Annotated in this window: 11 protein-coding genes; 7 read left to right on the top strand and 4 right to left on the bottom strand. The window is 69.9% G+C overall.

The window, feature by feature from the left end; translation table 11 throughout:
• Positions 1–360: 360 nt before the first annotated feature.
• Positions 361–1,449 carry a LysR family transcriptional regulator gene (locus OIC96_RS29470; RefSeq protein WP_330304954.1) on the bottom strand — a complete coding sequence of 363 codons (1,089 nt, stop codon included), beginning with the start codon at positions 1,447–1,449 and terminating at the stop codon, positions 361–363.
• Positions 1,450–1,532: 83 nt separating this feature from the next.
• Between OIC96_RS29470 and OIC96_RS29465 the strand changes: the two genes are divergently transcribed.
• Both OIC96_RS29465 and OIC96_RS29460 read left to right on the top strand, forming a co-directional pair.
• Complete coding sequence (locus tag OIC96_RS29465) at positions 1,533–2,930, top strand: MFS transporter (RefSeq protein WP_330304955.1); 1,398 nt, start codon at positions 1,533–1,535, stop codon at positions 2,928–2,930.
• 290 nt (positions 2,931–3,220) lie between these two features.
• Positions 3,221–3,502, top strand: coding sequence for a hypothetical protein (locus tag OIC96_RS29460; protein ID WP_330304956.1), 282 nt, complete (start codon positions 3,221–3,223; stop codon positions 3,500–3,502).
• A 61-nt stretch (positions 3,503–3,563) separates the two neighbouring features.
• Here the strand turns inward: OIC96_RS29460 and OIC96_RS29455 are convergent, their stop codons facing one another.
• The 3 genes from OIC96_RS29455 to OIC96_RS29445 are packed head-to-tail and all read right to left on the bottom strand — an operon-like array spanning position 3,564 to position 6,963.
• Complete coding sequence (locus OIC96_RS29455) at positions 3,564–4,355, bottom strand: ABC transporter permease (RefSeq protein ID WP_330304957.1); 792 nt, start codon at positions 4,353–4,355, stop codon at positions 3,564–3,566.
• Positions 4,356–4,369: 14 nt separating this feature from the next.
• The gene (locus OIC96_RS29450; protein WP_330304958.1) at positions 4,370–6,016 is read right to left on the bottom strand and encodes an ABC transporter permease subunit; all 1,647 of its coding nucleotides are present in this window, start codon (positions 6,014–6,016) and stop codon (positions 4,370–4,372) included.
• Positions 6,013–6,963: an ABC transporter ATP-binding protein gene (locus OIC96_RS29445; protein ID WP_330304959.1), complete on the bottom strand. Its 951-nt coding sequence runs from the start codon at positions 6,961–6,963 to the stop codon at positions 6,013–6,015. The genes OIC96_RS29450 and OIC96_RS29445 overlap by 4 nt, the downstream gene beginning before the upstream one ends.
• A 122-nt stretch (positions 6,964–7,085) precedes the next feature.
• On the opposite strand from OIC96_RS29445, the gene OIC96_RS29440 reads away from it, so the two are divergent.
• The 5 genes from OIC96_RS29440 (at position 7,086) to OIC96_RS29420 (ending at position 12,336) form a co-directional block, all read left to right on the top strand.
• Positions 7,086–8,330: a sensor histidine kinase gene (locus OIC96_RS29440; protein WP_330304960.1), complete on the top strand. Its 1,245-nt coding sequence runs from the start codon at positions 7,086–7,088 to the stop codon at positions 8,328–8,330.
• The gene (locus OIC96_RS29435) at positions 8,327–8,986 is read left to right on the top strand and encodes a response regulator transcription factor (protein ID WP_330304961.1); all 660 of its coding nucleotides are present in this window, start codon (positions 8,327–8,329) and stop codon (positions 8,984–8,986) included. The genes OIC96_RS29440 and OIC96_RS29435 overlap by 4 nt, the downstream gene beginning before the upstream one ends.
• A gap of 274 nt (positions 8,987–9,260) precedes the next feature.
• Positions 9,261–10,556, top strand: coding sequence for an ABC transporter substrate-binding protein (locus OIC96_RS29430; RefSeq protein WP_330304962.1), 1,296 nt, complete (start codon positions 9,261–9,263; stop codon positions 10,554–10,556).
• Positions 10,553–11,518 carry a carbohydrate ABC transporter permease gene (locus OIC96_RS29425; protein WP_330304963.1) on the top strand — a complete coding sequence of 322 codons (966 nt, stop codon included), beginning with the start codon at positions 10,553–10,555 and terminating at the stop codon, positions 11,516–11,518. Before OIC96_RS29430 ends, OIC96_RS29425 begins: the two co-directional genes overlap by 4 nt.
• On the top strand, positions 11,515–12,336 hold the full coding sequence (locus OIC96_RS29420; protein WP_330304964.1) for a carbohydrate ABC transporter permease: 822 nt from the start codon (positions 11,515–11,517) through the stop codon (positions 12,334–12,336). Before OIC96_RS29425 ends, OIC96_RS29420 begins: the two co-directional genes overlap by 4 nt.
• Positions 12,337–12,347 lie beyond the last annotated feature (11 nt).

The raw sequence follows: 12,347 nt of genomic DNA, 5'->3' as shown, positions 1-12,347 counted from the left end.
CTCCTCGCCGAGCCGACACATCAGATCCCCGCCGAGCTGACGCATCAGCTCCTCGCCAAGCCGACGAATCGGTTCCTCGCCAAGCTGGCGGATCGGTTCCTTGCAAAGGTGTCGGATCGGCTCCACGTCCACCCCGCTGATCAATTTCTCGTTGATCCAGTTGGGCGTCTTTCCGCCAGTTTTCCTCGCGCACGCACATCCCCCCACGGGACAGTTCACGGGTGCGCGACGACTCCGGGCACTACTTATCTGCCGTCCAGACCGGGCCCCCACCCGATCCGAGCGCCCCCTTTATCACGTTTATCACGCCGCGCCCGGGCGACGAATGTAGCGCAGGTGGAGGACACGTGTACTTGAGTGTTAGTTGTGACTCACCATGACGAGTGAATCGGTGGCCGGAATCCACCCCTCCTCAGGGCGCCGCAACCACCCTTCCTCGTCCGCGAGTTCTGCCGCGGCTCGTCGAAGGGCGTCGATCCCTGGGTGCACCAGTCCCTTCCGCCACACCAGTGACACGGGTGACAGGGGAACGGGGTCGACGAGGGGCCTCAACACGGCTTCAGGCATGGCCGGAAAATCCACCACGGCGAGGACGGGGTTCCGTTTCTTGGCCATGATCCGCCGGAACTCCTCGGGACCGACGGCCACCGGCGCGGGCGGCGCGAGCGCGATGCCCCGGCCCTCGAAAAGGCGACGCGCCAGGTCGGTCCACTCCAGTGTGCTGGGGTTTCCCGCACCCGCGTACACGGTCTCGCCGGCGAGTGCGGCCAACGGCACCGCGTCCAGGGCCGCGAGGTGATGGTCCTCGGGCAGGATGACGGCCATCGGCTCATACCGTACGGGCTGGTGCTCCAGCCTGGCCCGCACCACCGGGTCGAGCCCCGCGAACCGCCCGAACGACGCGTCCAGCCGCCCGGCGAGCAACTCCACCGCCGCGCCGGTGAGTCCGCTCTCGAAGCGGGCCATCAGCTCGCTGCCGGGGGCGAGTTCGCGGGCGCGCTCAAGCACGCGACTGGAGATGAGCCCCGGGGAGTTGACGTCGACGAGCAGGGGCCGCTGTTCGCGCGGGCCTCGGGCGAACGCGGCCAGCAGCGCGTCCTGCGCCTCCAGCACTCGCCGCGCGTACGGCAACAGCCGCTCGCCGTCCGCCGTCAGCGCCACCTGCCGGGTGGTCCGCACGAACAGCTCCGCCCCCAGCTCCCGTTCGAGCCGCCGGATGTCCCGGCTCAGGGCCTGCTGAGCGACGTACAGCCGGGCGGCGGCACGCGTGAAGTGCAGTTCGTCGGCGACGGCGAGGAAGGCGCGCAGGAGGCGGGGGTCGATGTGGCCGCCGAGACCTCCGCCGGGGCGACCATCGAGGCGCCCATCGAGGCGATCTTCGAGACGGCCGTCGAGATGGCCGTCGAGACGACTGTCGTGGTGGCCTTCGAGACGCTGTTGACCAGGCATTGCGCGAATCTACAACCCAGGTGCGTCAATCACCACGGAGTAAGTGTTGGACCGCCCGCCCCGCCCGACGCGAGGGTTGGTCCATGCCGCAACAGCCCTCCGAGCAGGGGCAATCCCCCCTGCCCTTCTTCACCGTCACCGGCGACACCCTGGTGGCCACCGCCTTCCGCCCGCACGACCGCGAAGCGAGCACCCACCGCAACCCGAGCCACCGCAGCCCGCGCCGCCATCGCAACCCGTACCACCGCCTCTTCACCCACCCCGGCGCCCGCGCCTTCATCCTCGGCAACCTCATCGCACGGCTCCCCATGGGCATGTTCAGCGTGAGCGCGGTCATCATGATCGCCGGTTCGCGGGGCTCGTACGCGCTCGCCGGTGCCGTCACGGCGACCGGTCTGGCGGCGACCGCGCTGGTCGCCCCCTGGACCGCGCGTCTCGTCGACCGGTACGGGCAGGCCCGTGTGGCCGTGCCCGCCACGGCGTTCGCCCTGCTCGGTGACATCGCGCTGGTGCTGTGCGTGCACTACGGAGCGCCCGACTGGACGCTCTTCGCCGCGTACGCCGCCACGGCCACAACGCCCAACATGGGTGGCATGTCACGCGCCCGCTGGGCCCACCTCTTCAAGGGCGACCCGGCGGCGATCCACACCGCGAACTCCTTCGAACAGGCCGCGGACGAACTGTGTTTCATGCTGGGCCCGGTGTTCGCGGCCTTCCTGTGCGGAGCCTTCTTCCCGGAGGCCGGCACGCTGGTCGGGGACGTCCTGATGATGACCGGGGTACTGATCTTCGCCGCCCAACGTTCGACCGAACCGCCACCCCAGCGACGTACGGAGAAGTCGGAGAAGTCTCAGACCCAGTCCGAGGCCCGGCCCAAGTCCCAGCCCAAGTCCCCTGTCCGAGCACCCGGAATGCCCCCTCTCCTCCTCGGATTCCTCGCCATGGGCGCGGTGTTCGGCTCGATGGAGGTCGTCACGATCGCGTTCGCCGACGCGCAGGGGCACAAGTCGGCCGCGGGCGCCGTCCTCGCCCTCCAGGCGGCGGGCTCGTGCGTCGCGGGTCTGCTGTACGGCGCTTTGAAGCCGGCCGGTCCCGCCGAACGGCGATACCCGCTGTGCGTCGCCGCCATGACGGTGCTGATGACCCTGCCGCTCCTCGCGGCCTCCCTGACGGGCTCCCTCCTGGCCCTCGCGGGAGCCCTGCTCGTCGCCGGGATGGCCACCGCCCCGACCATGGTCACCGGCATGACACTGGTCCAAAACCGCACCCCCGAGGGCAGGTTGAACGAAGGCATGACCCTCGCGGTGACCGGCCTCCTCGGCGGGATCGCCTGCGGCTCGGCGACCGGTGGGTGGGTGGTGGAGCACATGTCGACGACGGCGGGGTACGGGGTTCCGGTCGCGGCGGCGGCACTCGCGCTGACGATCTCCGCGGCGGGCGCGGCGCGCCGGGCGGCACGGCGCCAGGTCGTACGCCGCTGAGTGCGCACGCCGGACCAAGGAACGTCCTTCATCACCGCGCACACCGGACCAGGAAACGTCCCTCGTCACAGCGCACACCGGACCAGCGAACGTCCCTCACCACCACGCACACCGCTTCGCCCCACGCCCCTTCACAGGTAAGTCCCACATCATGCGCACGTGAAGGTCATCAACCCATCCTCGCTGCCCCTCCGAAGAACGTTGCCCCTGGGCCTTGAGGGGCTCCTCGCCATCGTCCTGTCCCTCGGCCCGGGCACCGCCGATTGGTACCTGGAGTGCTGAGGCGACGCATGGCCGTGCTGGTGCCGGAGGCGGCGTTCGCGCTCTTCGTCGCCGGCTGCCTCCTCGCGTCGAACCGGGACGAGTACTGCTCGTTCGACGCCCGGCACCAGCAGACCGCGGCGGCATGCGTACTGCTGGCCACCCTCGCGGCGACGACGACGCTGGCTTTCCGTGCCGACGCCGGCCGGTGGTGGCGCGGTGCCCTCTGGCTCACCGTCACGGCCAGGGTCCTCTTCACCGGCCTGGCCGGCCTGCTCATGCTCGCGGAGCAGGGCATCAGCCTCTGCTGAACACGCCAACACACGGCCGGGCGGGAGGAGTTCGCCTGGATCACGCCTGGTTCGCTGTCGCTCACACATCGCGCGCCCGCAGCAGCACCCCGCCGACGAGGAGCGCCCCGGCAGCCCAGGCGGCGGGGACGCCGAGGCCTTGCCAGGGGCTGAGGGGCAACTCGTCCAGGCCGGTGGTGGCCTGGATGTACAGCCCCGCGGTCATCGGCGCGATCTGCTCCAGATGCCGGTGCCAGTGCGGGTCGCTGACCGCGCCAGCGATGATCGGAAACAAGTAGAGCAGGCCGAGGACGATCCCGACGGCCATGGCCGCGTCACGGACGGCGGCGGCGATGCCCAGGGCGAGCAGGGCGATCAGCGCCAGGTAGAGGACGGACCCGGTGGCGGCGCGCAGCATCGGCCCGTGGTGCAGGGACAGCGACGGGTATCCGTGCGCCGGTGTGAAGCCGTGGCCGGGCAGGATGAGCCGGCCGACCAGCATGGAAGCGGCCACGGCGACGGCTCCGGTCGCCAGCACCAGGCCGGTGACGACGGCCGCTTTGGCGGCGAGGACGGTGGTCCGGCGCGGCATCGCGGTGAAAGTGGTGCGGATCATGCCGTTGCTGTATTCGCCGCTGACGGCCAGCACGGCCACGAGGGCCACGATCGTCTGGCTGAGGTAGATCCCCGCGAGGCTGCTCCTGGCGGGGTCCGCGCCGCAGCCGGCGGCTCTGCACGTGAGAGCCGTGGTCGCCGCCACGGCTACCGCCACGGTCAGCGCGATGACGGCCACCAGCAGCCAGACCGTGCCGCCGGTGGTGCGTGCCTTCGTCCACTCCGCGCGCAGCACCGCCCCGGCATGCGCCCGTTCCACAGGCGCGGCCCGCCTCACGCGTCCCTCCGGCGCAGCAGGAAGGCGGCCAGGCCCAGGGCGACGGCTGCCCAGGCGCACAGCACCGCGAAGCCCGCCCACGGCGCCAGCGGGTAGTAGCCGTTCGGGGGTGTGTAGGAGAAGGCGACTTGCGCATACCGCGGATATGGCTGCTGGATGGCGAAGGCGGCGGCCGGGGTGAGCCGCAGCAGCCAGTTCGCGACGCCGACCGGCAGGAAGGAGACGCCGCCCACCGTGAGGAAGTACGGCAGGACGATCGCCACGATGACGGCGACGACCGCGATCGCGCTGCGCCGCAGCACGGTGCCGATGGCGAGGGCGAGGACCGATGCGACGGCGAGCAGCGCCGCGGTGCCGACCACGATGCGCACCAGGGTGAGCGTGGACACCGGGTCGATGGAGACACCGTCGGCGCGCATCTGCCGCTCGCCGATCACGAGGGCGCCGGTGACGGCGACGAGGCCGGCCACGAAGGTGACCGCGCCGATCACGACGGCCTTGGCGGCCAGCACCCGTCCGCGCCGGGGACTCGCGGTGAGGGTGGTGCGAATCAGGCCCCGCCGGTACTCGGAGGTGATGAACACCGTGCCCACGACGACCATCGCGATCAGCCCGGCGAACATGCCGACAAGGGTGTCCGAGAGGGACACGCCGCTGCTCGGTCCGCCGGGAACGGCCGGTGCGATGTCGCCGGAGCCGGTCACCGTGAGCGTGCCGCCGCTCTGCCGGAACGCACCTCCTCGTAGCGGGTATACGGAGCCGCCGGCGCCGCCCGTCTGGCCGCCGGCCCACACGCCGCCGGGCTTGGCGCCCTGGAGGTCGAGCTTGTCGATGGCGGCGGTGATCTGACTGGGGCCGCCTGTCTCGGACTGCGAGGTGAGGCTCTGGGAAACCACCTTCGTGTGGACCGGGGAGGCGGCGAACAGTCCGATCTGCGCGGTGGCGGGCAGTCCGGCCAGGGTGACGGCATCGACCTTCGTCCAGTGGGTGCCGTCCGCCGAGTCGTACCCGGTGATCGTGTCACCGGAGCGGGTCAGCCGCAGCCAGCGCGGGGATGCCGCGGAGACGTCACCGGCGAGGCCGGGCCGGTCGTGGGTGTAGTCGTACTGCATCCGCACCCCGTGGCCGCCGGTCACCATCATCGCCGCGTACGCCGATCCCGGGGCGGTGCCGTCCTTGATGATGATCCCGGCCTTCCCCCAGGGCTGGAGACCGGGTTTCATGCCCGCCGTCGGGTTCTGCCCCGGTCCGGCGCCGACCGGCGAGCCGCCGTTCTCCGAGTACAGGCCGGTCAGTGACGTCATCCGGACGGTGATGCTGCCGTCCCCGCGCAGCGGCTGGTGCACGAAGTAGAAGGTGTCGGTCACCGCCCCGCCGTCCGGCCCCACCGGGGAGCTGGGACAGTCCGAACCGTTGAAACTGCAGGAGCTGTGCTGGAGCAGGGTCAGACCCATGGTCGCCAGGACCGCGACGACCAGGCCGATGGCCCAGCCCCGGACGGTCCTGAACTTGGTCAGCTCGGCGCGCAGGAGGGGCGCGAAGCCACCGTGCCCGGGCCGCAGTTCCGACACGTACGGCGCGGTGCCGCCCGTGCTGCCGGTGGTGCCTGTGGGGTCCGTGGGGTCCGTGGGGTCCGTGTTCATCGGGTCGCCTCCCTGTCCGCCCGGGAGGCGGAGGGGCCGGCGGCATGGAACTCGACCGCCTCCCTGGTGAGTTCGAGGTACGCCTCCTCCAGCGTGGCCCGGTGTGCGGATACTTCGGCGAACGGCACCGCGCTCGCGGCGAGCACCGCGACGACGCGCTCCGCCGGCAGCCCGGACACGGTAAGTGTGCCGGGCCCGGTGGCGGCCACGTCGGCCCCGGCGTGTTCGAGCACGCCCATCGCCCGCGGGCCCGCGGTGGTGCGCAGCGTGACCCGGTCCCCGGACGCCGCGGCGAGCAGCTCGCGGACGCTCGTGTCGGCGATGACCTTGCCCCGGCCGACCACCACCAGATGGTCCGCGGCGTCCTGGAGCTCGCTCATCAGATGGCTGGAGACCAGCACGGCGCGGCCCTGCCCGGCCAGCGTCCGCAGGAGCCCGCGCATCCACACGATGCCCTCGGGGTCCATGCCGTTGAACGGCTCGTCCAGCATGAGGACGGGCGGGTCGCCGAGCAGCGCGGCAGCGATCCCCAGACGCTGCCGCATGCCCAGGGAGTAGCCGCCCGCCTTCCGCCGGATCACCGACCGCAGACCGGCCTGCTCGACCACTTCGTCGACCCGCGCGGCGGTCAGACCCTGGGAGTGCGCCAGCCACAGCAGGTGGTTGCGCGCGGTCCGGCTCGGCTGCAGTGCGGCGGCGTCGAGCAGCGACCCGACGTGGGTGAGCGGGTGCCTCAGCGACTGGTACGGCTGCCCGCTGACCGTCGCGGAGCCCGCGTCGGCCGCGTCCAGGCCGAGGACGACCCGCATCGTGGTGGACTTCCCCGCGCCGTTGGGGCCGACGAACCCGGTGACCTGGCCGGGCAGCACCGTGAAGGACATCCCGTCGAGCGCCTGTGTCCCCCCGAAGTGCTTGCGCAGTCCGGAGATTTCAATGGTTGCTTCCATGCACACAGTTGTCGGGCACCGGACATAACGCGGGCCGAACGCCGGCCGTTATTCCGCTGTTAGGTCCAGCGGGGCATCCTGGAAGCCGGAATCGCGGTGCCTGGCCCCCGGGGAGACGAACGATGAGCATGCAGCCGGCCGCGACCGCCAGGCAGCGGCCCCGGCTGTGGTCGCGACGTACCGTGCGGCTGCGGCTGACCGCCCTGTACGGCACCCTGTTCCTGCTGTCCGGAGCCGTGCTTCTGGCCATCGCCGGCGGCCTGTTGGTGGGGAGCTCCACGACGTCCGCCAACGTCAACGTCCCGCCCACGAACGCGGGGGGTCAGACGTCAGATTCGGCGCTGACGCAGGCCCGGTCCCGGATCCAGACGCTGGAGAAACAGCTGGCGGACGAGCGTGACCAAGCGAATTCCGGCATACCGCAGGCCGTCCTGGAATCGTCGTTGGTCGCGCTCGGTGTCATGGCGGTGGTGTCGGTCGCGCTCGGCTGGGGCGTCGCGGGCCGCGTGCTGCGGCCGCTGCGCGAGATGACGGCGGCCACTCGGCGGTTCTCGGCCGACAGCCTGCACGAGCGGCTGGGCTTGTCAGGACCCGCCGACGAGGTCAAGGAACTGGCCGACACCATCGACGAGTTGCTGGAGCGGCTGGAGGGCGCCTTCGTCGCGCAGCGCCGGTTCGTCGCCAACGCCTCTCACGAACTGCGCACCCCACTGGCCACGATCCGTGCCTCGCTGGACGTGGCGGTGGCCAAGCCGGAACCCGTGCCCGCGCAGACCACCGCCCTGGCCGGCCGGCTCCATGTCGAACTCGACCGGATCGACGGCCTGCTCGACGGCCTCCTCGCACTCGCCCGCGCGCAGCACGGTGATCTGCCCGGCCGCACCACGCTCTCGCTCGACGCGGTCGTGTCCGCGACCCTGGCCACGCGGGCCGAGGCCATCACCGCCGCCGGCCTGACCGTGCGGCATACCAGCAGTCCAGGAGGGGCCTGGGTGGAGGGAAGCCAGGAACTGGTGTGCCGCATGGTCGACAACGTCATGGAGAACGCGATCGTCCACAACGACGAAGGGGGCTGGATCCAGATCGACACCGGGACACACGGTCCGCTCGCCTGTCTGACCGTGGAGACCGGAGGGAAGCTTCTCGACCAGGAGCAGGTCCAGCAGTTGATCCAGCCGTTCCGCCGGCTCCGCGCCGACCGGACCGGCTCCGACAACGGAGCGGGTCTCGGCCTGTCCATCGTCGCGGCGGTCGCCGAGGCGCACGGCGGCACCCTGGACCTGACCGCCCGAGCCGGCGGCGGACTGCGCGTCAGCATCGCGCTGCCGCCGGCGCATCGGATCCTTTCGGCGGGAGACCCGGTATGAGAGTCCTGGTCGTCGAGGACTCCCGCTCCCTCGCCGATGTCCTCACCGAAGGGCTCCGCGATCAGGGAATGGCCGTGGACACGGCCCGGGACGGGCTGGAGGCCGCGGCCAAACTCGATCTCAACGCCTATGACGTGGTGGTTCTCGACCGCGACCTGCCGGGCATCCACGGCGACACCCTCTGCCGGATGATCACCGAAGGCGACAACCGCACCATGGTCCTCATGCTCACCGCGGCCGGATCGCCCGGGGACCGCGTCAGCGGCCTCGGCCTGGGTGCCGACGACTACCTCGGCAAACCGTTCCACTTCCCCGAACTGGTCCTGCGCATCCGGGCCCTGGCCCGCCGCCAGCCCGCCGCGCGGGCCCGGATCCTGCGCGCGGCCGGCGTGGAGCTCGATCCGCTGCGGCGCACGGTCACCCGGGACGGGCGGCAACTCGACCTGTCGGTCAAGGAATTCGGGGTGCTGGAGGCACTGCTCCGCGCCACGCCCGCCTTCCTCAGCGCCGAGGGCCTGCTCGAACAGGTCTGGGACGAGCACGCCGACCCGTTCACCAACACCGTCACCGTCACCATCGGCCGCCTGCGGCGCAAGCTCGGAGACCCACCGGTCATCACCACGACACCGGGTGTGGGGTACCGCGTGGGTCTCTAGTGTCATTCGCCGTACGTCAGTGTCACTTGCCGTACGTCGCCGCCATCACCGCGACCACGACCCCCAGGCCATCGCTCCGGTCCGCGGCCGGCTGATGGGCCACCCCGACGTCCGACCCGTCGAACCCCCGCCCCAATTCCGACGCACCCCATTGACGCGCTCACAGCCCCCACATACCTTCCCCCGTCGAAGCGCTTCGACGTCACGCATCGAAACGATTCGACGAACGCTGCGTGACGGCCCCGAAACCCATCCAACTCCCCGGAGGCAATGGATGTCGACGACACGAAGGCGTGTGGTGGCGACGGCAGCGGTGGCCCTGACGGGCACCCTGCTGCTGGCCTCATGCGGCGACTCGGGCAGTGGTTCCTCGGACGGCAAGACCCTGAAGCTGTGGCACTACGAAGGCCCGGACAGCGCGATGGGCGTCGCCTGGAACGCGGCCATCAAGGAGTTCGAGAAGACGCACCCCGGCGTCAAGGTGAAGTTCGAGGAGAAGGGCTTCGAGCAGATCCAGAAGACGGCCTCGATGGTGCTCAACTCCAATGACGCGCCGGACATCATGGAGTACAACAAGGGCAACGCGACGGCGGGCCAGCTCTCCACCCAGGGCCTGCTCACCGATCTGACCGCCGAGGCGACCAAGCGCGGCTGGGACAAGAAGCTCAGCGCGGGCGTGCGGACCACCAGCCAGTACAGCACCAACGGGGTCATGGGCTCCGGGAAGTGGTACGGCGTGCCCAACTACGCCGAGTACACGATGGTGTTCTACAACAAGGACCTCTTCAAGAAGTACGGGATCGCCGAGCCCACGTCGTTCGACGAACTCACCGCCGCCATGGACACGTTCGTGGCGAAGGGGATCACTCCGCTCGCGAACGCGGGCGCCGAGTACATGGCCCAGCAGTATCTGTACCAGCTCGCGCTCTCCAAGGCCGATCGGTCGTGGGTCGACTCGTACGAGCTGTACAAGGGCAAGACGGACTTCCACGACGCCGCCTGGACGTACGCCGCCGAGACCTTCGCCGACTGGGTGAAGAAGGGCTACATCAGCAAGAAGTCCACCAGCACCAAGGCCGAGGACGCCGGGGTCTCCTTCATCCAGGGCAAGAGCCCGATCCTCTTCTCCGGCAGCTGGTGGTACGGGCGCTTCCAGACGGAGAACAAGTTCGCCTGGGGGACCTTCCTCTGGCCGGGCAGCAACCTCACACTCGGCTCCGGCGGCAACATCTGGGTCGTCCCCAAGGGCGCCAAGAACAAGGACCTCGCCTACGACTTCATCGACATCACCATGTCGAAGAAGATCCAGAACCTGCTGGGGAACAAGGGCGGGGTTCCGGTGGCCGCCGACCCGGCCGCCATCACCGATCCGCAGTCCAAGAGTCTCATCGCCAACTTCAACACCCTCTCCGGCAAGGACGGACTGGCCTTCTATCCCGACTGGCCCGTCGCCGGCTTCTACGACGTCCTCGTCTCCGAGACGCAGAAGCTGATCACCGGGAGCGAGAAACCGGACGCCTATCTGAGCGCGTTGCAGAAGGCGTACGACAAGGGCGTACCGAAGACATGACGGTCACCGTCGAGCGGGGCGGCCGGGTGGCCCACACACCGCACGAGGTGAGGCACCCGCGCCGTCCCCGCGACTCCTACGCCCTCTTCCTGCTCCCCGGCGTCCTCGCCTTCCTCACGGTGATCGTCGTCCCGTTCCTGATGAACACCGGCGTCAGCTTCACCGACTGGCAGGGCGTCGGCAGCCCGAAGTGGTCCGGGCTCGCCAACTACCGTGAGCTGCTGGACGATTCCGAGTTCTGGGCGTCGTTCCGGCACAGCCTCTTCATGGTCCTCGCCATGGCCGCCGTACCGACGGTCCTCGGCCTCGTCCTGGCCGCCGCCCTCTTCGACTTCGTCGGCAAGCACTTCGGGACGAAGACCGCCGCCGTCCTGCGTGCCTGCTTCTACCTCCCCCAGGTCCTGCCGATCGCCGTCGCCGGCATCGTCTGGAGCTGGATCCTCGCCCCCGACAACGGCTCCCTGAACGAGCTCCTGAAGGCCGTCCACCTCGGCTCGCTCCAACAGGACTGGCTCGGCGACCCCGACATCGCCCTCTACAGCGTCATGGGCGTGATGGTGTGGGTACAGATCGGCTTCCCGCTCGTGATCTTCATGGCGGGGCTGCAGCGCGTCGATCCGCAGCTGTACGAGGCCGCCGAGCTGGACGGCGCGGGCTGGTGGCGGCGCTTCTGGCACATCACGCTGCCGCAGATCAGGCCCGAGATCTATGTCGTCCTGCTGTGGTGCACGATCGCCGCGCTGAAGGTGTTCGGAGCGGTGTACGTCCTCACGAAGGGCGGCCCGGGCGGCGCCACCGACGTGCCCTCCTACTTCTCCTTCACCACCTTCTTCGAGAAGACCCAGGTCGGCTACGGCGCGGCGATCTCCACCGTCCTCACCGTGATCATCCTCGCTCTGGCCCTCATCGGCCTCAAACTCCAGACCCGCGCCGAGGACGCCGAGGAAGGACTCCGCACATGACCGCCCTGCGCCGCTATCCGGTTCTCCTCGCCCTGGTGATCGCGGCCCTCTTCATGGTGCTGCCGTTCGGCATCGTCGCGATCAACGCGGTCAAGTCCCCCGCCGAGTACTCCGCGCACGGCCCGCTGAGCCTCCCCAAGGGCCTCTACCTCGACGGTCTGAAGGACTTCTGGCAGCGCGTGGACTTCGGCCAGAAGCTCGTCAACTCGATCCTCATCTCCGGCTCGGTGGCGATCGGCGCCGCCGTCCTCTCGGTCCTCAACGCGTACGCGATCGGCATCGGCCGGATCAAGGGCCGCACCTGGGTGCTCGCCTTCTTCGTCCTCGCGAACATGCTGCCGCAGGAGGCGCTGGTCTATCCGGTCTACTACCTGAGCAAGCAGGCGGGCCTCTACGACACCCGGCTCAGCGTGATCATCGTGTTCACCGTCATCCAGGCGGCCTTCGGGACCTATCTCCTGTCCTCCGTCCTCGGCCAGTTCCCCCGCGAGATCATCGAAGCCGCCCGGATCGACGGGGCGAACAAGTGGCAGGTGCTGTGGCGGATCGTGGTCCCCGTCAGCCGCCCCACGATCGGCGTGCTCCTGGTCTTCTTCTTCATCTGGACCTGGAACGAGTTCCTGCTGCCCCTGGTCATGCTGATCTCCAACGACAACCAGACGGTGTCGGTGGCCCTCGGCGTCCTCCAGGGCCAGCGCCTGATGGACGCCACGATGACCAACGCGGCCGCCCTCCTCGGAGTCCTCCCCGCCATCGTCTTCTTCCTCGTCTTCCAGCGGACCCTCACCCGCGGCATCGCCGTCGGCGCAGTGAAGTAAGGGGTACGAAA

This window comes from Streptomyces sp. NBC_00775 (assembly GCF_036347135.1).
GTDB lineage: Bacteria > Actinomycetota > Actinomycetes > Streptomycetales > Streptomycetaceae > Streptomyces > Streptomyces lutosisoli.
The sequence above is the reverse complement of the archived record's forward strand: the minus strand, read 5'-3'. Positions and strand labels throughout refer to the sequence as shown.